The 21095-nt window shown below is 62.3% G+C and carries 17 protein-coding genes; 10 read left to right on the plus strand and 7 right to left on the minus strand.

What is annotated here, in order from left to right; genetic code table 11:
* Positions 1–89 precede the first annotated feature (89 nt).
* The 9 genes from ACLIKD_RS13280 (at position 90) to bfr (ACLIKD_RS13320) (ending at position 8063) form a co-directional block, all read left to right on the plus strand.
* Positions 90–635: an iron transporter gene (locus ACLIKD_RS13280; RefSeq protein WP_226416694.1), complete on the plus strand. Its 546-nt coding sequence runs from the start codon at positions 90–92 to the stop codon at positions 633–635.
* Between the two features lie 2 nt (positions 636–637).
* Positions 638–2113, plus strand: a complete 1476-nt coding sequence (locus tag ACLIKD_RS13285; protein WP_226471317.1) for a carbohydrate porin — start codon at positions 638–640, stop codon at positions 2111–2113.
* A gap of 8 nt (positions 2114–2121) precedes the next feature.
* Complete coding sequence (locus ACLIKD_RS13290) at positions 2122–2466, plus strand: cupredoxin domain-containing protein (protein WP_428825448.1); 345 nt, start codon at positions 2122–2124, stop codon at positions 2464–2466.
* A gap of 77 nt (positions 2467–2543) precedes the next feature.
* Positions 2544–3347 carry an FTR1 family iron permease gene (locus tag ACLIKD_RS13295; protein WP_428825449.1) on the plus strand — a complete coding sequence of 268 codons (804 nt, stop codon included), beginning with the start codon at positions 2544–2546 and terminating at the stop codon, positions 3345–3347.
* The gene (locus ACLIKD_RS13300) at positions 3340–4731 is read left to right on the plus strand and encodes a 4Fe-4S binding protein (protein WP_428825450.1); all 1392 of its coding nucleotides are present in this window, start codon (positions 3340–3342) and stop codon (positions 4729–4731) included. Before ACLIKD_RS13295 ends, ACLIKD_RS13300 begins: the two co-directional genes overlap by 8 nt.
* Positions 4732–4803: 72 nt before the next feature.
* Positions 4804–6750, plus strand: coding sequence for a ferrous iron transport protein B (gene feoB / locus ACLIKD_RS13305; protein ID WP_428825451.1), 1947 nt, complete (start codon positions 4804–4806; stop codon positions 6748–6750).
* 4 nt (positions 6751–6754) lie between these two features.
* Complete coding sequence (locus ACLIKD_RS13310; RefSeq protein ID WP_226416700.1) at positions 6755–7012, plus strand: ferrous iron transport protein A; 258 nt, start codon at positions 6755–6757, stop codon at positions 7010–7012.
* Between the two features lie 73 nt (positions 7013–7085).
* Positions 7086–7571 (plus strand): bacterioferritin, encoded by a 486-nt coding sequence (gene bfr, locus ACLIKD_RS13315; RefSeq protein WP_226416701.1) that lies wholly within the window; start codon positions 7086–7088, stop codon positions 7569–7571.
* 9 nt (positions 7572–7580) lie between these two features.
* Positions 7581–8063, plus strand: a complete 483-nt coding sequence (gene bfr, locus ACLIKD_RS13320) for a bacterioferritin (RefSeq protein WP_428825452.1) — start codon at positions 7581–7583, stop codon at positions 8061–8063.
* Between the two features lie 114 nt (positions 8064–8177).
* On the opposite strand, the gene ACLIKD_RS13325 is transcribed toward bfr (ACLIKD_RS13320), so the two are convergent.
* The 3 genes from ACLIKD_RS13325 to ACLIKD_RS13335 are packed head-to-tail and all read right to left on the minus strand — an operon-like array spanning position 8178 to position 13935.
* Positions 8178–9221 carry a T6SS immunity protein Tli4 family protein gene (locus tag ACLIKD_RS13325; RefSeq protein ID WP_428825453.1) on the minus strand — a complete coding sequence of 348 codons (1044 nt, stop codon included), beginning with the start codon at positions 9219–9221 and terminating at the stop codon, positions 8178–8180.
* Entirely contained in the window at positions 9218–10930 is a 1713-nt protein-coding gene (locus ACLIKD_RS13330) for an esterase/lipase family protein (RefSeq protein WP_428825454.1), read from the minus strand. The genes ACLIKD_RS13325 and ACLIKD_RS13330 overlap by 4 nt, the downstream gene beginning before the upstream one ends.
* Positions 10927–13935: a type VI secretion system Vgr family protein gene (locus tag ACLIKD_RS13335; protein ID WP_428825455.1), complete on the minus strand. Its 3009-nt coding sequence runs from the start codon at positions 13933–13935 to the stop codon at positions 10927–10929. Before ACLIKD_RS13335 ends, ACLIKD_RS13330 begins: the two co-directional genes overlap by 4 nt.
* Before the next feature lie 303 nt (positions 13936–14238).
* Here ACLIKD_RS13335 and ACLIKD_RS13340 point away from each other — a divergent pair, with 303 nt between their 5' ends.
* Entirely contained in the window at positions 14239–14442 is a 204-nt protein-coding gene (locus tag ACLIKD_RS13340; protein ID WP_428825456.1) for a (2Fe-2S)-binding protein, read from the plus strand.
* A 66-nt stretch (positions 14443–14508) separates the two neighbouring features.
* Here the strand turns inward: ACLIKD_RS13340 and ACLIKD_RS13345 are convergent, their stop codons facing one another.
* From ACLIKD_RS13345 to ACLIKD_RS13360, 4 genes are all read right to left on the minus strand, one after another.
* Positions 14509–16647: a TonB-dependent receptor plug domain-containing protein gene (locus tag ACLIKD_RS13345; protein WP_428825457.1), complete on the minus strand. Its 2139-nt coding sequence runs from the start codon at positions 16645–16647 to the stop codon at positions 14509–14511.
* Between the two features lie 166 nt (positions 16648–16813).
* Positions 16814–17929 (minus strand): alpha-hydroxy acid oxidase, encoded by a 1116-nt coding sequence (locus ACLIKD_RS13350; protein ID WP_428828344.1) that lies wholly within the window; start codon positions 17927–17929, stop codon positions 16814–16816.
* Positions 17929–18606 (minus strand): Fe2+-dependent dioxygenase, encoded by a 678-nt coding sequence (locus ACLIKD_RS13355; RefSeq protein WP_428825458.1) that lies wholly within the window; start codon positions 18604–18606, stop codon positions 17929–17931. Before ACLIKD_RS13355 ends, ACLIKD_RS13350 begins: the two co-directional genes overlap by 1 nt.
* Positions 18607–18685: 79 nt before the next feature.
* The gene (locus ACLIKD_RS13360; RefSeq protein ID WP_428825459.1) at positions 18686–20968 is read right to left on the minus strand and encodes a TonB-dependent receptor; all 2283 of its coding nucleotides are present in this window, start codon (positions 20966–20968) and stop codon (positions 18686–18688) included.
* Between the last annotated feature and the right edge of the window lie 127 nt (positions 20969–21095).

Below are 21095 nucleotides of genomic sequence, written 5' to 3' on the forward strand. Positions count from 1 at the left end.
CCTCAAGCCAGCCAGCCAGAACGCCAGCCAGCCCTCTCGGGAAGCCAGCTTCAAGGTCAGCCAGCCAGAGACTTTTCAGGAGTCCTGCCATGTTGTCCCCGAAACACATCCTCTCTGCTCTCGTGCTGTCCGCCGCTCTGGCTACCCCGGCGCTCGCCCTCGAATATCCGATCGGCGTGCCGCAGCATCGCGCCGGCATGGAGATCGCCGCCGTCTATCTGCAACCGGTTGAAATGGAACCGGAAGGCATGATGAAGAAGGCGAGCGAGTCCGACATCCACCTCGAAGCCGACATCCACGCCCTGGCCAACAACCCGAACGGTTTCGAGGAAGGCGCCTGGATGCCTTACCTGATGGTCAAGTTCGAGGTCTCGAAGATCGGCGGCGACTACAAGGTGGCCGGCGATTTCATGCCGATGGTCGCCAACGACGGCCCGCACTACGGCGACAACGTCAAGCTGGCCGGCCCGGGCAAGTACAAGGTGAAATACACCATCCTGCCGCCGTCCGAAAACCATCACGCCCACTTCGGCCGCCATACCGACCGCGCCACCGGCGTGCGTCCGTGGTTCAAGCCGTTTGAAGTCGAGTACGAATTCACCTACGTCGGCATCGGCAAAAAAGGCGGCTACTGATCATGCGCCTCGCCAAACTAAGCGCCGCGCTCGTCGCGGCGGGGCTGGCCCTGCCCGTCCTGGCCGCGCCGGCTGATGCCGCGCTGCTCGAAAAGCTGGCCGCCCGCCTGGAAAAACTGGAAGCCCGCAACGCCGATCTGGAAAAGGAAGTACAGGCGCTGAAGGGGGAAAACCAGCGGGTCAACGAAGGACTCGACAGCCCACGGCTCTCGCAGTACGAGCCGGAATTGACGGTGCGTCTGAAGGCCGTCGAAAAAGACGCGCTGGAGATGAAGAAGGCCGCGAAAATCGCCGAGGGCCTGGAAGGCATCAAGGTCGGCGCTTCGCTGGCCACGGTCGGCCAGCACGCCCAGGGCCTGCCCAAGGATGTCGACGGTGGCAGCAGCCAGCTCAACTACCGGGCCGACGTTTCCATCGAATTGCCGCTGGCCCCGGTCGGCGACATCGAACACAAGCTGTTCGCCCACCTGCGCATGGGTCAGGGTCTCGGCCTCAATGCCGCCTTCTCCAAGCTCGGCCACTTCGCCAGCGCCCCCAATGCGTTGGCCTTCCGCGCCTCGGGCGCCAGCCCGGACGACTCGGTCACCATCCTCGGCCAGGCCTGGTACCAGGCGGCCATTCCGCTGCCCTTCCTGGGCTTCAAGCCCTACTCGCGGGAAACGCTGGAAGTCACCTTCGGCAAGATGGACATCTTCGGCTTCTTCGATCAGAACGCGGCGGCCGGCGACGAATCGAAGCAGTTCCTCAATTCCGTCTTCGTCCATAACCCGCTGCTCGATGCGGCCGGCGAAGTCGGCGTCGATGCCAACGGCTTCCAGCCCGGCTTTGTTGCGTCGTATCTGAACTATGTCGACAAGACCCAGCCGTGGCGCCTGTCGGCCGGCGTCTTCGGGACCGGCGAACGCGGCGCCAACTACCAGCGCAGCCTGACCTCGCCGTTGCTGATGGTGCAGGCCGAGAAGCAGTTGAAGCTGTTCGGCGGCCTGACCGGCAACTACCGGCTCTATGGCTGGAACCGCAGCCAGGGCGTCGATTACGACGGCACGCTGAACAAGCACACCGGCGTCGGCGCCTCGGTCGACCAGCGGATCGGCGACGGCATCAGGCTGTTCGCCCGCTACGGCAAGCTGGTCAAGGGCGAATTGCCGTTCAACCAGGCGGTCACTGCCGGTGCCGAGTTCTCCGGCAGCTACTGGGGCCGAGCCGCCGACACCATCGGCGTCGCCGGGGCCTGGCTGCAGTCCGGCAAGGGCTATCGGACCAGCACGGCGACAACCTGGCTGGACGACAACCAGACGCAAATGGCCTACACCTTCACGCCGCAGGGCGCCGAACAGGTCTCCGAAGTCTATTACCGCTACCGCCTGTCGCCGCAGTTCGAGCTGTCGCCGGACTTCCAGTACGTCACCAACGGTGGCGGCAACGGGGATGCCAAGGCGGTCAAGGTCTTTGCCCTGCGCGCCAATATCGCTTACTGAGGAAACCCATGAAACACGCTCTCCATTCCGCGGCTTTCAGCCTGATTCTTTGCCTTCTGACGGCGTCGAGCGCGGCAATCGCCGACGACCTGCCGACCTTCAAGTTGCTGATGAAGGATGGCCGACTCATTCCCGAAACGCTGGAAGTGCCGGCCAACACCCGCTTCCGGCTGGAGGTGAAGAACGAGGGGCCGGGGGCCGCGGAATTCGAGAGCCTGGAATTGAAAAAGGAGCTGGTGCTCGCCCCCGGCGTCACCCGCAACCTCGTTTTTTTCCCGATGAAACCGGGCAGCTACAAGTTCTTTGACGATTTCCACCCGGAAACCGGCCAGGGCCGAATTGTCGCCAAGTAGGTATTAGTCGCTAGTAGCTAGTTACTAGCAACAACTACCCACCGCTAACAACCAACATCTAATGGCTAACAACTAAAATGGGAAACGCCTTTTTCGTAGTCTGGCGGGAAAGCCTCGAAGCTTTCCTGATCGCCGGCATTCTCTACGCCTGGCTGAAAGCCAACGACGACAGCGGGGCCGGGCGCCGGGCATTGTTCGGCGGCCTGGCGGCTGGCGTCGTTCTCGCGCTGCTGCTCGGCTGGGCCTTGCTGACGGTGCAGGATGAACTGACCGGCGAAGCGCTGGAAATATTCCAGACGGCGACGCTCTTCGTCGCCGCCGGCCTGATTACCCAGATGGTGCTGTGGATGCGCCGGCACGGTCGGCAGATGAAAGCCCGGCTGCACGCCGACCTGACGGCCGCCGCCGAACGCTCCGGCTACCTCGGCGTTGCCATCGTTGCGGCGCTGGCGGTCGCCCGCGAAGGCGCCGAGACGGTGATCTTCCTCTACGGCATGGCTCAGGAAGGCCATCTCAAGGCGCTGCTGCTTGGCGCCCTGGCCGGTTTTGCCGGGGCCGGCGCCACCGCCTGGCTGGCGGCAAAGAGCCTGGCCCGCCTGAACATCGGCCTGTTGCTCCGCCTCTCGTCGATCCTGCTGTTGATCCTCGCCTCCGCCCTGCTGATCGCCGCCGTCGACCGCCTGATCGGGGCCGGCTGGCTGCCGCCGCTGATCGATCCGGTCTGGGATACGTCGATGCTGATCGACGACACCACCAAGGCCGGCAAACTGCTCGCCGATTTTTCCGGTTACCGCGCCCGCCCGGCGCTCTCCTCCGTGCTCGCCTGGGCCGGCTACTGGGGCGTCGTGCTGTTGGCCTGGCGGAGAACGTCACATGGCTGAACACGTTGTGCACTTCCATGCCAGCCAGCCCCGCAATCGGGTCGAGAAGATCGGCCTGTTCCTGCGCCGGAACCGCCGGTCGATCATTGCCACCCAATGGGTCGTCATCGTGCTCTACGCGGCGATGGTCATCATCCCTGCCTTCCTGCCGCTGCCGCCGGAAAGCGCCCATATCTGGGACAACCTGCGGCTGTTCGCCCAGTTCTGCTTCTGGGGCCTGTGGTGGCCGGGCGTGATGATCGCCACGGTGACCATGGGCCGCGTCTGGTGCGGCCTGTTCTGCCCGGAAGGCGCGCTCTCCGAATGGGTCAGCCAGTATGGCCGCGGCAAGGCCCTGCCCGGCTGGCTGAAGTGGACCGGCTGGCCCTTCGTCGCCTTCGTCACCACCACCGTCTACGGCCAGTTGGTCAGCGTCTATGAATACCCGCAAGCCGCGCTGCTGGTGCTCGGCGGCTCGACCGTCGCAGCGCTCGGCATCGGCCTGCTCTACGGCCGCGAAAAGCGCATCTGGTGCCGCTACCTGTGCCCGGCCTCGGGCGTCTTCGCCGTGCTGGCCAAGATCGCCCCGCTGCACTACAAGGTCGACCGCGCCGCCTGGGACCGGCACGAGGGCGACTTCGAGCCGGTGAACTGCGCCCCGCTGCTCGATGTCCGGCGCATGACCAGCGCTTCCGAATGCCATTCCTGCGGTCGCTGCGCCGGCCAGCGCGACGCCGTGACCTACAGCGCCCGCTCGCCCTTCGCCGAGGTCCTCGATCTCGAGGCGCCGGCCCGCACGCCGGATGCCTTGACGCTGCTCTACGGCGTGCTCGGCGTCGCCACCGCCGCCTTCCAATGGACGCTCAGCCCCTGGCTGCTCAACGCCAAGCTGGCGCTGGCCGAATGGCTGGTCGAGCACGATCACTTCCTGCTGCTCGACAACGACGTGCCGTGGTGGCTGCTCACCCACTACCCGGAAGCCAGCGACCTGTTCACCTGGCTGGACGGCGTATTGATCCTCGGTTACCTGCTCGGCGGCGGCTTCGTGCTGGGCAGCCTGCTGCTCGCCGGCCCGCTGCTCGCCGCCCGCCTGGTCAGGACCGCGGCCCTCAGCTGGCAGCGCTTTGCCCTGGCCCTGACGCCGCTGGCCGGGGCGAGCGTCATTCTCGGCCTGTCGATGCTGACCGTCACGCACCTCAAGGCCGAGCATCTGTGGCTGGGCTGGCTGCCCTATTTCCGGATTGGCCTACTCGGCACCGGCTGTCTGGCCAGCCTGTGGCTCGCCCTGCGCCTGGTGCAATTGGCCAGCGCCAGCCTACCGCGCCGGGCTGCGGCCGGGCTGACCATGCTCTTCCCGGTCGGCCTGATGGCCACGGTGTGGACGCTGGTTTTCTTCATCTGGTGAGCAATCCGTCGTAAAGTTGGGGCCGGCCGGGGGTTTCCCGGCCGCCCGCCTAACCTGAATGTCCGAATCAACGTGAACGCCACTGTTTCCACCGCCAACGCCATCCTGCTCGTTGGCCACCCCAATGTTGGCAAGTCGGTCCTCTTTCACCGGCTGACCGGCGCCTACGTCAACGTTTCCAACTATCCCGGCACCACCGTCGAGGTCACCCGGGCCAGCACCCGCTTCGACCGCCAAGCGATGCTGCTCGACACGCCCGGCGTGCTGTCGCTGCCATCGCGCAGCGATGACGAGCGGGCAACGATGCGCGCCCTGCTCCGCGAAAACACCCGCTGCCTGGTGCAGGTCGGCGATGCCAAGAATTTGCGCCGGACCCTGACCCTGACCGCGTTGCTCGCCGAACTCGGCGTGCCGATGGTGCTCGCCCTCAACATGCATGACGAAGCGACGGCGCGCGGCGTCACCGTCGACATCCCGGCCCTGGCCGAAGAACTCGGCATCCCGGTGCTGGCCACCGTGGCGACCGGCGGCGAAGGGGTCGGCGAGCTGACCAGCAGCCTGCAGCATGCGCTGCCGCCGCAGCCTCTGCTGCGCTACGACGCAGAAATCGAAAGCGCGATCATCGCCACCACCGTGGCAATCAGCCGCCTCGCCCCGCATCCGCGTCTGGCGGCGCGCGGCCTGGCCATTCTCTTTCTCGGCGGCGATGCGGAAGTCGCCGTCTGGCTGGCCGAGCAGGCTGGCGAATCTTTCGCCGAACTGGCGGCACTGCGCCAGCAGGCCGATGCGCGGGTCACCGGCAAGCTGCCGACGCTGCTCGCCCGCGAACGCACCGAAGCGGCCGACACCCTGGCCACCAGCGCCATCCAGCGCGCCGCCAAGAGCAGCCCGCTGCTCTCGCAGCGGATCGGCCATTACGTCGTCGATCCGCTCTGGGGCGTTCCGATTCTGCTCGGCGTGCTCTATCTGGTTTACCAGTTCGTCGGCGTCTTCGGCGCGACAACCCTGGTCGGCCTGCTCGAAGAAGACCTGTTCGAAGGCATCCTGAATCCGGCCTTCACCCATTTCGTCAATAGCACGGTCAATGTGCCGTGGATCTCGGAATTGCTGGTCGGCCAGTACGGGCTATGGACCATGGGCATGACCTACGCGCTGGCGCTGATCCTGCCCATCGTCACGACCTTCTTCCTGGCCTTCGGCGTGCTCGAAGACTCCGGCTACCTGCCGCGCCTGACGGTGATCGCCAACCGGCTGTTCGCGCTGATCGGCCTCAACGGCCGCGCCGTATTGCCGATGGTCCTTGGCCTTGGCTGCGTGACGATGGCGACGCTGACGACGCGCATCCTGCACAGCCCGCGCGAACGGATGATCACCATCTTCCTGCTCGCCCTGGCCATTCCCTGTTCGGCCCAACTCGGGGTCGTCCTCGGCATGCTCGGCGGCGTCTCCTTCACCGCCCTGCTGATCTGGGCCCTGGCCATGCTCGGCATCCTGCTGCTCGCTGGCTTCCTCGCCGCCAAGCTGATTCCCGGCCGACGCATCCCGCTCGTCACCGAACTGCCGCCAATGCGCCTGCCCAGCCTCGGTAACGTACTGAAGAAAACCGGCGGCCGCCTGAAGTGGTACCTGATCGAAGTCATCCCGCTGTTCCTGCTCGGCACCTTCATCATGTACGCCCTCGACAAGACCGGCGCCCTGCCCGCCATCATCCGCGCCGGCGAACCGCTGGTCAGCGGCTGGCTCGGCCTGCCGCCGGAAGCCTCCGCCGCTTTCGTAATGGGCTTCCTGCGGCGCGACTTCGGTGCCACCGGGCTGTTCGCCATGGCCCACTCGCTGAGCCCGATCCAAGCGGTAGTCGGCATGATCACCATCACGCTGTTCATCCCCTGCTTTGCCAGCCTGATGATGATGGTCAAGGAACAGGGCGCCAAAACCGCCCTCGCCATGGTCGCCGTGATCGTCCCCTTCGCCTTCCTGATCGGCGGTCTGTTCAACCTGCTGCTGCGCGCCGTTTGGTAACCCCATGAGCCCGAAACACGAAGCCCGCCTGCCCCTCGCCTTCATCCCGCCCGGCACGGAAGTCCGTCTGGCGGCCTTCGGCGAGGAAATCGACCCGCTCCAGCGCGAGCAACTAACCGCCTACGGCCTGGCCGAGAACCGCCCGCTCAAGGTGCTGCAACAGCGACCGATGACGGTGATCCTTGCCGATGAAGTTGAACTGGCCCTTGAACATGCTGTCGCACGTCACATCTGGGTGGAAAAGGACACAACCAACGCCTAGAATGGGCGCCGAGGCAAGCCAGCCGCTTTTCGCCAGCCAGCCGCCAGTTTCCAACGAACTCCGGAGAAACACCATGAAGGGCGACAAGAAAATCATCGACATCCTCAACGGCCTGCTGGCCGGCGAATTGACCGCCGTCGATCAGTACCTGATCCATGGCGAGATGTACGCCGACATGGGCCTCAACGAGTTGGCCCAGAAGTCGATTCACGAATCCGACCACGAACGCCAGCACGCCCGGGCACTTATCCAGCGCATCCTGTTCCTCGAAGGCAAGCCGGACCTCAGCAAGCGCGACGGCCTGAAGATCGGCAAGAACGTGCCGGAAATGCTGAAATCCGACCTCGCGGTCGAATACAAGGTGGATGGCGAACTGAAGAAAGCCATGGCAGCCTGTGAAAAGGCCCAGGATTACGTAACCCGCGACATGCTCGGCGTGCAGCTCGAAGACACCGAAATGGACCACGCCTACTTCCTCGAAAAGCAGCTCAAGCTGATCGAACTGGTCGGTTTGCCGAACTACCAGCAGAGCCAGATGGGCTCTGGCAGCCCAGCTTAAGGAGCGAGCATGAAAGGCGACAAGAAAGTCATCGAAGCCCTGAACAAGGTGCTGAAGAACGAACTGACCTCGATCAACCAGTATTTCCTGCACGCCCGGATGTTCCGCAACTGGGGCCTGGAAAAACTCAACGACTACCAGTACAAGCAGTCGATTCGCGTCATGAAGGAAGCCGACGAAGTCATCGAGCGCGTCCTCTTCCTCGAAGGCCTGCCCAACCTGCAGAACCTCGGCAAGCTGCTGATCGGCGAAAACGTCGTCGAATGCCTGGAAGGCGACCTCAAGTACGAGCGTGAAATCCAGCGCCCGCTACTGATCGAATCGATCGCCCTGTGCGAGGAACTGCAAGACTACGTCAGCCGCGACCTGCTCGAAGACCTGCTCGAACACTGCGAAGAAGCCATCGACTGGCTGGAAACCCAGCAAAGCCTGATCGAGAACGTAACCCTGCCAAACTACCTGCAGTCCCACATGGAACCAGGCGGGGACTGACCAGCCTCGGGTTGCCGGACAAATCAAAAAGCCACGGTTTTATGCCGTGGCTTTTTAACGTCTGCGCGAGTCGGGAGATATGGCGATGACTCGCTATCGACAGGTATTGACGGATTAGCGCATTCGGATACTGCTGATGATGGCATCCCACCATGCGAGTGCTTCATCCCTCGATAGAGAAGCGTCGACGTAGGGCCCACCATCGATTTGCCCGCCCATAGACATACTTACAGCAAGAACTGGCTTGACCAGGGTTGACGGTTCCGTAATGAGCGTTTCAGCTGAAAACAATCTAACGATCTTGTCGTTATCTTTGCCTTGATCAAGTAATTCTTCGGCAGGGCGTCCGCTGATAGTGGTTTTTCCACGGCGTAAAGTAGTTGAACTGACACCGAGCTTCGTCAGCATATCTGCCTTGCCGTCCACCCGCTTCAGTAAGCCACCATCCCCTTTCTCCGGGAGCGAGTTCATGTCAATTGAGATGAGCACGTCGGGACGTTCCTTGCTGCGGAAAGCTTGCGTAAAAACCTCTCCATCCTGACCTGCATTGATGGTGGTAGTACCCATACAGGTACCGCCTTGAGCCCCGGTTGATGCCACAGTATAGGTGGTACCCTGTGCAACATTGAGCAGTTGACGCTCAAAATATTCAATGGGTTTTTCGGATACGTGGTACTTAAAATTCTCGTAGCGGACTACGGCTTCGCCCCGTTGTGCAAAGAGATGCAACCTGAATGATTCAAGCAGTTCAGGACTGTCATATGCGCTCACAAGCGCCATGGTTTCGTCAATTTCTTTGAGTCCCGCCAGCATGTTTCGCGACGGAGCCTCTGCGTGCGGCATCGCCTGCAACTCTCCAACTCTCTGTCGGACTAGTTGCTGAAATGTCGGCTGTTCGCCATTTAGTCGAGAAAGCTCAATCTGGACTCGCTCAAAATCCTTGCCAAGCCCATAGTAAAGCTGAAGTTCGCTGCCGAGGGTGAGCGCAAAGTCTTCAGGCAGATCAATCAAATAGCGTCCTACACAGTGGGTGCGCATTGGCGGCAAAGTTGCGGGATCGCTCACAATTTTTTCCTGAACAAAGTATAGGTAACTCAAAATTGCGACCATCAAGGTCGCAATAATCACGATGGTTTTCCTGGAAAGCTGGCGCATCATGCTGGGCGTTTTGCAATGCCTGCCAGTTTATTGATGGCATACAAGGTGGTGCGCTGAGCCTTCAAGTCGTGATAGGCGGGTTCGTGACCAAAACCAGCTAATTTGAACTGCTGCCGAATACTCCCGCCACCTTGTGCCAGAGGCGAAGCACCGGAACTGCATGGAACGGTCCCATCGCCCGCACCATCCTGCAGTTCACAATGCAGTTCCCAATAGCTGCTCTCGTAAGTGCTAGCCATTCCCATGCCGAAGGATGGAATGACTTCTGTTTTTCCGCCGACATAGGCGGGAGTGCCACCTTCTTCACGTAGTGCACCATGCCCGAGTCCTGTGACATCTTTTGGACTTTGTCGTTGCCGTTTATCTGGGGCAATCCCTTGGCGCATGCGCCAGGTCACTTTCTCAAAACTCTTCTGTTTCTTGTCGGCACCATAGAAAACGTAGGTTGCTGGATGGAATTTGGCGATCAGTCCCTGATGAAATTTCTCGGCTTTATCCAGATTATTCAAAAATTCTTCCCACAAAATTGGCTCCCCTTCTCTCGGCGACAGCCAAGCTTCATTCACCAATCCCCACCATTGCTTGCGCTCTCGATAGATGGCGCTGTATGACGACTTACCGCTCTTGGGCAAGCTGAGTTGGTTTTGCCCTTTTTCGTCGAGAACTTTTAACCACTCCGACGCGTAGGTTTGCGATGGCAGTAGTTGTAATGCTCCGGGAGCCTGAGCAAAGACGGCCGTAACCTCCTGGCCGGTACTCCCTATCACCAGGCCAGCCCCAAAGTCCTCATCGCGCATTCCGACCTTGCAGCGCCTGTAAGCCACTGCTGCACCCGTGGCGGGCATAACCCCGTGCACAATACCGGCAATTTTTTCTGCCATGCCATCGATCTGCGCGCAAGCCCTGGCCACCAGCCCCCCCATCGAATGAGTGACCAATACAACCTGATCACAGCGGTATTGACCTTTGTTGTAGCTCTTGATCAGTTTAAGGATGCGATCCTGCAAACGTAGTGCGGCCATAGCGTTACTGTCCAGCCAGTTGTAGCCGCAGGCATAAACTGGCATCAAGAACTTGGCACGGGCCATCAGATCGTCGGTCGTGATGGACTGAAACGGCGCCTTCTCTGCACCGAAGGGCTCGTCCGGCATCCCCATTTTGATGCCGGGAAATAGCTTGGGTTTGTCACCAGCTTTCGATGGCGCCGATATTGTTGCCTCGGCCTGGAAATACTCTTGCCACAAGGCCGGATTACGTTCTGCAGGGTTAAGTTGATCATCAAGCCACAAAAGATACTGATGGTAAGAACCTTCGCCAACTTCGCCCCAACCTCGCTCCCGGTAGGTCGACTGCGAATATTTTCCATTCTTGGGTAGTTTTCCCCCGTCATCAACCACAGTACGATCAGGGTGAAGTAGTTTTTGTCGCGGTCCCGAGCCTTTCGTGGCAAAACCTTTCAGCATCCCCCAAGGAATTCCGCCTACGCCGGTATCAAGTCGCCAAACTGGCGTGCCGCCAGCTTTAGCTTTCAAATTAGAACCCATGATGCCCGGCACAAATATCACCGGAAGCACATTGAATGGCCCGGCAATGAGGCGAACCGTATCGGTCAAAGACGAGCCGGTAAGCGTCCACTCGAATGTCGGTTTCCCTGACTTGTCGACTTGCGCTGACTGATTGCGCTCAGTCTTTGGCGGCACCGCGTTCATTGAGCACCTCCACTACTGATTCGACCAAGGACACGGATCGTCAGTTTTTCAATATTGAAGCCTTGCTGAAGCGGAATCATGCCTTGGGCATCGGTAACAACAGGGGTCTTGGTGCCATCCGGCTTGATGATTTCTAGTCGCATATTGGCTAGTGGATCGCCCACTGTATCGGTTAACTGAAATTTTTCGTCGAACAACATCGACTCGCGAGGCATCTCTGGCAAGGCAAAGGGAGAGCTCTCCGGCCCGCTAAAACTCTTCTTGCTCGCATGCACCGTAATCGTTCCTGGGCACTGCACCGTAATCCCACCATCGATCGTGATGCTCGCCCCGCCAGCGACGGCGAGGTGGACTTTCTTGGCCGCCGCGAAGTCGATGTTGGCATTGGCACTGACCAATTTCATCTCCTTCTTCGCCAGGAACTTCATCTCATCGCTTTGCGCCTGCAGCTCGAGGTCGTCCTTGGCGGCGATCAGTTTGATGCCGGTGTTGCCGTCGCCGGCCTTGATCGCCCCGGCCAGCAAGCCGATGGCCTGGCCGCTGTGAATGCGGGTTTTGCCGGCGATGGCGAAGTTGCTGTCTTCGCCGCTTTCGAAGGTGGTGGTTTCGCCGTTGGCGTATTGCAGGTTCTGGCCGGCGACGCTGGCGAAGTCGCCTTTGGCGGCCTGGATGATGGCCGGGGAGGTGAGGTGCGGGACTTTGTTTTGGCCGGCGCTGGTGTTTTTGGCGTCGGCGTCGCTGAGCGCGGCGTTCTGATCCTTGGCGTCCGCCATACCGCTCGCGACTTTATGCAGGGCCTTGAGTGGTGCGGCGCTGTCGTCGATGGTGCTTTTATTTTGCCCGATGCTGCCGATGGCGCTGGCGAGTTGGACGGTCTGGTGAGTGCCGGCGGCTTGGCTAAGGGTTTGGGCCAGGGTGTCGGCTTGTTTGAGTAGCGCCATGGCCGGGGCCATGTCGCCGGCCGGCGCGCCGGGTGTGCCGTGGGGCCAGGTGCTCATGATCAGACCGCGGCCGGCGCGCAGCGCGCCGTAGGCGTCGGTTCTGAGTTCGGCACCGGTGCCGCGGAAGCTGCCGCGGTAGTTGTCAGCCTGGTGTACCAGATGGCCGAGGTTGAGTTCGCTGACGTGTTGCGTCGATTTGAGCTGGATGCGTTGCTGGTGGTCGGTGTCGTCCATGACCAGCTGATTGAAGCCGGCGCCGCCGAATTCCTTGCTCTTGAAGCCGGTCAGGGCGGCGGGATGGTTGTGGCTGCTTTCGGCGGCGCCGTGCCAGGCCAGACTGTTGCCGCCGGCGAGGTTGCCTTGGCCGCTGGTGCGCTGGTCGCTGGCGGCTTCAAAGACCGAGGTGTCGCTTTCGCCCGGGGCGCCGCCGGGCGTTGCCGGCACGCCGCCTTCGCCCTGGCCGTTGTAGAGGGCGCCCATCAGGTAGGGGCGGTCGATATCGCCGCCGAGGAAGTCGACGAGAACTTCCTGGCCGATGCGGGGGAGCATTTGCCAGCCCATGCCGGGGCCGGCCTGCCGGCTCAGCACGCGGACCCAGCAACTGTCCCGGTCGTCCGGCGTTTCCGCCTGTTGCCAGTGGAAGCGGATCTTGACCCGACCCAAGGCGTCGCACCATAACTCGTCGCTGCCGTTGGCGGCGGTTTCGCCGTTCGGCCCGACGACCAGGGCGCTCATCGGCCCGGGGGCGGTCGGCCGGGGGTTGAGGCGGGCGCCGGTGTCGTCGACCAGGCGGGGGCGCCACGAGGTCTTGCTGCGCAGCGCGGCGAAACTGTTGGCGTAGCCGCGTTCGCTGGCCAGCTTGACGAGTTCGGCCGGCAGTCGGGCCGGGGCGCGCAGCGGTTCGATGAGGTCGCCGGTGGCCAGGGCGCGGGGGTCGTCGATCAGTTGGCTTTGCCCGAGACGGCTGGCGATGGCGCTGATGGATTGGCCGGTAAGGTTGTTGATGCCGAGGTGGCTGACCTCGGTGATGACGTAGCCGGCGGGGCCGTCGTTCGGGGCGTCGGGTTGGCTCGGCAGGCCGAGCAGGTCGAGGCGGGTGCCGGGCCGCAGGCTGCGCACGGTGCCCCGGCCGAGCCAGGTCTGGTAGCGGGCTTCGAGGGCTTCCATGGCGAGCCGGCCGTAGCGTTCGGCTTCGCCGCTGGTGGCGAAGGCGTAGAGGCCGCTGTCGTCGTAGGATTCGAGGACCGGGGCGCGCCGGCTACCGTAGGCCTGGGCGGTCGGTACGCTGGTGCTGACGCTGCGCTTGGCTTTGTAGTCGTAGCCGAGTTGGGTGGCGAGGGTGCTGAGAAGTCGGCGGTGTTCGCCGAAGGCGAGGACAACGTCCTGGTCTTCCTGCGAGTCGGCCCGGTGATAGCGGATGCCTTGGCCGCCGTTGGCCGATTGCGACAGCACATCTTCCGGGAAACGCTGGCTGTCGGCGAAGAGGCGGATGCGGTGACCGCCGGGTGCCGCCTGATCTTCTTCGGCGGTCCAGCCGAGGCCTTCTTCGGCGAGCAGGCGGGAGACGAAAGCGTAGTCGGATTCGTTGTACTGGACGCAGTAGCTGCGTGGCCGGGTGCCGGCCATGAACGGTGCGACATCGTCGGACCACTGCCAGCCGGCGATGTCGGCATAGTCGGCGAAGACGGCTTCGACGATATCGATCACCGTGCGGTTCTGGAAAACCCGGTTGTGCCGGCCGCGGCTGAGCAGCCACAGCCAGGGAATGACGATCAGGCGGTAACGGGTGAAGCCGCCGTCGGAACCGAGCTTGAGGGCGGCGCGGACGTAGCCGCTGCGCGGGCTGGTGCTGCCGTCGGAAAGACGGGTAACGAGGCTGACGGCGCGACCGATGAAGCGCTTGAGTTCTAGATGGACGTCGGTGGATAGCAGATCGATGCAGTATTCAAAACCGGCCGAGAGACTTTCCTGGCCCCACCAGGCTTCAACCGGCAGCTCCGGCCCGGCTTCGTCACGCCAGGTCAGGCTGTAGAGACGGGTTTCGGAGATGAATGGTTCGAGCATGAGGTCAGCGCCTGAAAGTTGAGGTTTGACAGAACGAAACGCCATCAATCAATGACAATTGCGTAGCCGGGCATTTTACGCAATTTGGCTGAATGACGTTGATTTTTTTGCCGTTGGCATGATCGTCGCTCAGACCGCGATGCTACCTCGCTGCGTCGCTCTTTCAGTAACCCCGACAGGACTTCCAGGGCCGTCGGATAAATCGCAGTTATTAATCCGAGATGCTATTGACAGTCATTCTCATCTATATAAAATAGGAACTGTTCGCATTTGAACGCCCACCCTTCTCCAGGGAGTCGATCCATGTATGTCTGTGTTTGTCAGGCCGTTACCGACCGCCAGATTCGCCAGGCCGCCGAAGGTGGCGCACGCACGCTCAGGGACTTGCGGCGCGATCTCGGGGTAACGCGCGATTGCGGACGATGTGCCTCGTGCGCCCACGAATGCCTGCAGGAAGCCCACGCCGATCTGGGCAAGCCGGGCAAGGTGATGCGCAAGGCGGCTTGAATACCGCACCGGATAGACGATCAGGGGGCTGCTGCCCCCTTTTTTACACGCACCGATTGCCGCCCTTTACCACTTCGCTTCGAGCGTCAGCATGTAGCTCGCCATTCCCGGCGTGAAATCGTCTTCGGTTCGCAACAAGGCACCGCTGCCGTCGGTCTCGGTCAGGTAGTTGCGACGCGCCTCCTTGGTCACGTTCTGGGCCGAGAAACGCAAGGCGACCTGCCGGTCGATCTTGTACAGCGCATACAGATCGAGTTGCCGGCGCGCCCCCTGCAACTGCTTGACGGTTGCGCTGCTCTCGCGATCGAGGGCGGAAACGTAGTTGAAATTGCCACCGAGGGTCAGACGCAGCGAAGAAATTTCGTAGTCCGCCCCGACATTGGCACTCTTGCGCGGCCCCTCGCCGGCGCCCAGGCCCTCGACCTTGTCGAGCATCCGGGTATCGGTGTAGGCGGCGTTGCCACGCACGGTCAGCGCCGGCAAGCCGAGTGCGATCATCTTGCTCTTGAAGTCGAAGACCAGGCCACGCAATTCCGCCTCGCCGACGTTGTACGGACGTTCGACCCAGCGTCCGGATTCCTGCTCGGTCAAACGCTGCGTGTAGTTCTGCACCTGCCGATGAAAAACCGACAGTCCGACCGTCCCGGCCCGCCGGTCGAGGAAATATTCGATGCCGGCTTCGATGCTACGCAGGCGTTCCGGTGCAAGGTTGGGGTTGCCGCCGCGATCCGCGTTGCTCGACGAGTTGGTGCCGCTGGACAGGCGCGTCACCGGCAGCAGTTCGCGCGAAAACGGCACACGGCTGTTGCGGGCAATGCTGGCACGCAGGTTCCACTGGTCGGTGATCTGCCACAGGTAATGCAATGAGGGATCGAGGGCGCGGAACTTGCGGTCGATGTCCCCCGAACTACTGTCGTCGATCTGCGTCTGCAGGTAGGTCCAGCGCAGCCCCGGCGTCATCAGGTGGCGTTCGGATATCTGCCATTCGTCTTTCCCCCAGACGACCTGGCGGTTTTCCTTGAGCGTGGCGACATTGGAAGATGTCTGGCTGCCGCTGCGCCGTTGCGTGTCCTCGCTCGACTTGCCACGCAGCTCTCCGGCCACCGTCACCACGTGGGCATCGAAGAACAGGCGCTTGGTGCGCAAATCGCCGATCCATTCGGTCTCGGTCCGTTCGCTGCGGTCGGCAATCGAGGAGGTCAGCGCGCCGGTCGAATCGTACTTTCCGGAACGCTTGTCGGCCGCTTCGGACTCGCCCTGGACGGTAAATTTGGCCGTTGTCTCGGCCCCTTGGGTGCCGCTCAGGCGCCATTCGCTACCCAGCCTTCCCATCGTCCGCCGGGTTTCGTCGCGTTCGTTATCGCTACTCGCCACCCCATTGGTGCTGCGCGCAACCTTGGTCGTCCGCTCATCTTCGGTGTGCGAGAAGAAAGGACTCAGGGTGAACCGCTGGTTGCCGGCGAATTTCCAGGAAAACCGCGGCGACAGCGTGATGTTGGTATCGTTGCCGGTCGTCGTCGAGTCTTCGCTGATCTGACCATTCGGTACGCCGCCACCGTAAGTCGTCGCATCGAGTTCGCGCTTGCCGTAACTGGGCCGCCGGTTGATGGCGCCAGACAGCAGGTAGCCCGAATCACCGTCCGGCTCACCGTACTGCCCTTCGAGGCGAAACTGGGGATCGTCGTCGACCGCACCGACGCCGACCTTCAGCCCGCGCGTCGCCTTGGGCGGCACATCGCGCATGACCAGGTTGATCACGCCGGCCGGGTTGAGTACCGGGAATTCGGCTGTGCTGTTGCGGATGATCTCGACGCGCTCGATCATTTCGACCGGCAGGCGCAGCGCCGTCGCCGGGTTGCGGTCGCCGCCCGGCAACGGCTGGCCATCGACGAGGATCTGCGGCATGTTGCGGTCCGGCCCACGGCCGCGGCCGCGCGGCCCGCTGTCCATGTCGGTAAACATGCCGGTGCCCGGCAGCTTGCGCAGCAGTTCGCCGACGCTCGCCGCATCGAGGGTATCGAGTTCCTCGCGGTCGAAAACCAGCTTGCCGGCCGAGGCATTGCGGCGGACTTCCTGGGCTTCCGACTTGGCGGAAACCAACACTTCCGACAACACCGCGTCCTGGGCGAGCGCTCCGCCTGCGCCCAGCAGGGCCAGGCCGGTGCCGATGAGGCCGCCAATATCTTTATACGCACGAATACTCATGCTGAGTGCTCCTGGGGATTGAACGACAATACCCTGGCTGGCGGCGGCTGGCTTGATCGGGATGGGCCCGACATGGGCGCCGCCGGATTTTCTCAAAACACCGCCTGTTTTCACTGCCGCCAAAGGTAACAAATGTGTAAATGGACGCCTCGGGCCAGCGCCCCGACTACGGCGGATTGAGCAGGAACTGCGCGTCTAGCGCGGCCAGATCCCGGGCGCCGCACAGCGCCATGGTAATTTCCAGTTCCTCGCGGAGCAGGCGCAGCAGATGCGCCACGCCGAGTGCTCCGGCGGTGGCCAGTGCATGCACATAGGGGCGGCCGACCAAAACGGCCGAGGCGCCCAGCGCGAGCGCCTTGAAGATGTCGCTGCCCCGCCGGATGCCGCCGTCGAGCAGAAGCGGGAAATCAGCACCGACCACGGTCTTGATGGCCGGCAAAATGTCGATGCTGGCCGGCGTCGTATCCAGCGTCCGGCCGCCGTGGTTGGAGACCACGAGGCCCTGGACACCGGCTTCGACCGCCCGCCGCGCATCCTGCGGATGGAGGATGCCCTTGAGCACCACCGGCAAGCGGCTGTGCTCCACCAGCCACGCCACATCGTCCCAGTGCGGCGCCGTCGTCATCAGGCGATCGAAGACATTCGCTCCGCCGGTACCGGACAGCCCGGCGTTTGCCCCGGCCGCCAGATTGACCGCGGCGATCCCTGCGGGCAGTGCGAAACCGGCCCTCTGCTCGCGGTTGCGCACGCCGAACACGGCGGCGTCGACGGTCAGCACGAGCACCGCGTAGCCGGCCGCTTCGGCCCGTCGCACCAGTTCGAGCGAGGCTGCCCGGCTGCCTTGCCAGTAGAGCTGGAACCACAGCGGCGCCTCGGCCTGGGCCGCGATCTCCTCGAGCCGGCAGGTCGCCAGGCTGCTCACCACCATGCCCGCCTGCATCGCCCCGGCCCCGAGCACGGTGGCCATTTCGCCGGCCGGATGAAACAGCCGTTGATAGGCAACCGGCGCCAGCAAGATCGGGTGGGCATAGTCCCGGCCAAACAGCCTCAGGCGAGTGTGCCCGCCCCGGACATCATTGAGCGGCTGGGGCAGCAGGTGGATCTGGCGAAATGCCTCGACGTTATCATCGAGCGTCAGTTCGTCGGCCGCCCCACCTTGCAGGTAGGCCCAGGCGTTGTCATCGAGGTGCCGACGGGCGGCCTGCCGGTAGTCATCGGCCGCGACGACATCGGACGGAATGCGGTCGACGGGCGGCAGCGGGGGCTGATCCGCAGACGGCATCACTCCGCCCATTGCTGCAACAGCTTGTGATAGTGCCCGGTCAGCGCCACGACCTCGGGCGTATCGCCGAGCTGGCTGCGCAGCTTCAGAATGTTCATGTCGAGCTCGAACAGCATGGCGCGCTGCCAGGCCGTCCGTACCAGACTCTGCGTCCAGAGAAAGGACCCGATCCGGGCGCCCTTGGTGACCGGCTCGACCCGGTGCAGGCTGGTTGATGGATAGACGATGGCATCGCCGGCCGGCAGTTTGACTTCGTGTCTACCGTAGGTGTCTTCGACGATCAGTTCCCCGCCTTCGTATTCCTCGGGATCGGTCAGGAAAATGGTGGTCGAAACGTCGGTGCGGATGCCCTCGGTGCTGCCATGGGCGTATCGGATGGCGTTGTCGATGTGATTGCCGTAATAGCCGCCCCCTTCGTAATGATTGAAATAGGGCGGCAAGATCTGTTTGGGCAGTACTGCGGAAAAGAACAATTTGTTCTTCATCAGCGCCGTCACCATGATTTCCCGCAATCGGGCGATGGTCGCGGTGCCTTCCGGCAGTTGCCGGTTGCGCTTGCATTGCGCCGATTGGGCGCCGGCAGTGGTCAGTCCATCGACCCATTCGGCGGCTGCCATTAGCCGGCGGCATTCGGCAACCTCCTCGCGCGTCAGCAGTTCCGGAATGTGCAGCATCATGGCAAAAGCTCCTAAGAACGGGCAAACCCCGTAAACGTGAAAAACCCGCCCAATCGACGGGCGGGTCGGTGAACTCCGGTTAAAACTTGAAGTTGGCGGTCATGATCGCCTGGCGCCCCGGGGCCACGCTGACCATGTGGGTGGTGTAGGCGCGGTCGTAGTAGGTCTTGTCGGTCAGATTCTGGATATTCAGACGCAGGCTGAAATTCCTGGCAACCTCATAACTGGCCATCGCATCGTAGCGCCAGTATTCAGGCACCCACTTGGTGTTGGCCGTGTTGCCGTAGACCTTGGAGACGTAATAGGCGCCCCCCCCCAGCGTCAGCTTGGGCAGGACCTTGTAGGAACTCCACAGGCTGAAGCTGTCTTCCGGCGTGTTCGGGAACTGCTTGCCCTTGTTGACCTGGTTGGCGGCCAGCGCGCCGACTTCGACCAGCTCGCTCTTCAGGTGGGTATAACCGCCGAAGACCTGCCACTTGTCGGTCAATGCGCCGGCGAAGCCGAGTTCGTAGCCCTCGGTTTCCTGCTTGCCGACGGTGGCCCAGGTATTGGCATCGATCGCCACCTTGGCATTGGTCTTGTCGAGCTTGAAGACCGCGGCGGTCAGCGAAAGCTTGTTGCCGAGCAGGTTCCACTTGGTACCCAACTCGATGTTCCTGACTTTTTCCGGCTCCAGATCCTGATTGGTCACCGCCAGGTTGTCCGTGCCGTCACTGGCGCTTACCCCGGAAGGATTGGCGGCGGTCGCATAGTTCAGGTAAATACTGCCGTTTTCCAGGGGCTTGTAGATCAGCCCGGCCTGATAACTGGCAAAACCACTGTCGCTGCGCAGATTGACCGGAACGTAGACGGTGGTCGTGCTGCCCGCCGTATAGCCCGTCGTCGAATAGCCGTCCGAACGACTGCTGAAATGGTCGTAACGCAGGCCCAGATTGAGCAGCCATTGCTTGCTCAGGGTCGCGGTATCGAACAGGTAGATGCCGCGGCTCGTCGTATCGATCTTCGCCCCGACCGACGTACGGCTGATGTTGCCGTTCCAGGCGGCGTTCGGATCGGGATTGGAAATGCTGGCGAGCGGCGCACCGGCGACCTGCAGACCGGCGATGTTGGCACCGGTCACCAGATAGCCGCGGTTGTCGGTTTCGGTACGGCTCAACTCGAAGCCGGTGGCGATATTGTGCTTGACACTACCGGTAAAGAATTCACCGGTAAGTTCGGTGGCATTGACGAAAGCCTCGGTCGTCGAATGGCGATTCTTCGAATTGCGATTCAGATACCCCGGCGGAATGGCTGTCCCGGCAAGACCGTTGGTTCCGAGGCTTATATTGCTGATATTGAGCCCGTTGGAATCGCCCGGATTGCTGACCACGTAATCGTTCAGCGACTTGGTGAAGCGCATCGCGTTGCGGATGGTCCACTTGCCGTTGATGTCGTGCTCGATCTTCAGGGTGCCGCTATCGACTTCCGTCTTGCGAAAATCGCGGGACGTCAGGCCGTAGAAGTTGTCGCGGTCAACCTTGAGCGGGCCGCCGTCGCCGTTGAACACTGACTGCGGATTGGTCGCGGCATACGGGTTGTTGTAGGGATGCCCATAGTCCGGCATGTCATCGGTTTCGTAGTGGTAGAAGCCGACCGTCGCCCGGGTCGGGCCGCCCAGGCCCAGTGCGGCGGAGATATTGACGCCGAGATGGTCGTAATCCACCTCATTGCGGCCGGCCACATCGCCGGTTTCCTTGAGCAGATTGATCCGGACCGCCGCATTGTCGGTCAGTTGCTGATTCAGATCGGCCGTGGCGCGAACGTACTTGTCGGTCCCCAGACCGATCGAGGCTTCGTTGAAACTGCCAAGGCGGGCATTCTTGGTCGTCAGGTTGATGCTGCCGCCGACCGCGCCGCCGCCGCTGAACGCCGAATCGGCGCCCTTGGAAATATCGATCTGCTCGACCGCGAACATGTTGCGTGACTGCGAGCTGGGATCGCGCAAACCGTCGATGAAGGTATTGGCCTGGGCACTGAAGCCGCGAATGACCGGGCTGTCGCCCTCCGGCGTACCGCCTTCGCCCATCCCGAAGGTGATCCCCGGCGTCGTGCGCAGCGCCTCCTGCAGCGACGCGGCATTGGTTTGCTTGAGGACTTCCTGAGTGACGACCGTCACCGTCTTCGGCGTGTCAAGCAGCGGCGCGGTAAATTTGGTCGATGCGGCATTGTCCGCCTTGTACGGCACGTCGGCAGAGGCCTTGACGGTCATTGCCGGCAATGAGGTTTCGCTTTCCTGAGCATTGCCGGCAGCCGGCAGGGCAGCGGCAACCAGGGCCAGCAAATGTGAAGCGTGCGAGTGTTTGCGACTGCGAATGTGCGCCATGAGCCTTTTCCTTGTGGGGTATTAACTGGATTTGGCTGGCGTTCCATCAGGACCGAAACAGATCTTGACTCGCGGATGGCTGGCTAGGTTTATGTTTCATATGATAATGGTTCTCATCCGCATATGC

The organism is Azonexus sp. IMCC34842 (genome assembly GCF_050368855.1).
In the GTDB taxonomy this organism is placed as follows: domain Bacteria; phylum Pseudomonadota; class Gammaproteobacteria; order Burkholderiales; family Rhodocyclaceae; genus Azonexus; species Azonexus denitrificans_A.

Coding starts and splice junctions, on each gene's coding strand:
- bfr (WP_428825452.1), top strand. CDS start 7,581: ATGAAAGGCGACAAGAAAGTCATCGAAGCCCTGAACAAGGTGCTGAAG.
- ACLIKD_RS13350 (WP_428828344.1), bottom strand. CDS start 17,929: ATGCCGTCTGCGGATCAGCCCCCGCTGCCGCCCGTCGACCGCATTCCG.
- ACLIKD_RS13360 (WP_428825459.1), bottom strand. CDS start 20,968: ATGGCGCACATTCGCAGTCGCAAACACTCGCACGCTTCACATTTGCTG.
- bfr (WP_226416701.1), top strand. CDS start 7,086: ATGAAGGGCGACAAGAAAATCATCGACATCCTCAACGGCCTGCTGGCC.
- ACLIKD_RS13345 (WP_428825457.1), bottom strand. CDS start 16,647: ATGAGTATTCGTGCGTATAAAGATATTGGCGGCCTCATCGGCACCGGC.
- ACLIKD_RS13310 (WP_226416700.1), top strand. CDS start 6,755: ATGAGCCCGAAACACGAAGCCCGCCTGCCCCTCGCCTTCATCCCGCCC.
- ACLIKD_RS13335 (WP_428825455.1), bottom strand. CDS start 13,935: ATGCTCGAACCATTCATCTCCGAAACCCGTCTCTACAGCCTGACCTGG.
- ACLIKD_RS13285 (WP_226471317.1), top strand. CDS start 638: ATGCGCCTCGCCAAACTAAGCGCCGCGCTCGTCGCGGCGGGGCTGGCC.
- ACLIKD_RS13325 (WP_428825453.1), bottom strand. CDS start 9,221: ATGATGCGCCAGCTTTCCAGGAAAACCATCGTGATTATTGCGACCTTG.
- ACLIKD_RS13290 (WP_428825448.1), top strand. CDS start 2,122: ATGAAACACGCTCTCCATTCCGCGGCTTTCAGCCTGATTCTTTGCCTT.
- ACLIKD_RS13300 (WP_428825450.1), top strand. CDS start 3,340: ATGGCTGAACACGTTGTGCACTTCCATGCCAGCCAGCCCCGCAATCGG.
- ACLIKD_RS13295 (WP_428825449.1), top strand. CDS start 2,544: ATGGGAAACGCCTTTTTCGTAGTCTGGCGGGAAAGCCTCGAAGCTTTC.
- ACLIKD_RS13330 (WP_428825454.1), bottom strand. CDS start 10,930: ATGAACGCGGTGCCGCCAAAGACTGAGCGCAATCAGTCAGCGCAAGTC.
- ACLIKD_RS13280 (WP_226416694.1), top strand. CDS start 90: ATGTTGTCCCCGAAACACATCCTCTCTGCTCTCGTGCTGTCCGCCGCT.
- ACLIKD_RS13340 (WP_428825456.1), top strand. CDS start 14,239: ATGTATGTCTGTGTTTGTCAGGCCGTTACCGACCGCCAGATTCGCCAG.
- ACLIKD_RS13355 (WP_428825458.1), bottom strand. CDS start 18,606: ATGATGCTGCACATTCCGGAACTGCTGACGCGCGAGGAGGTTGCCGAA.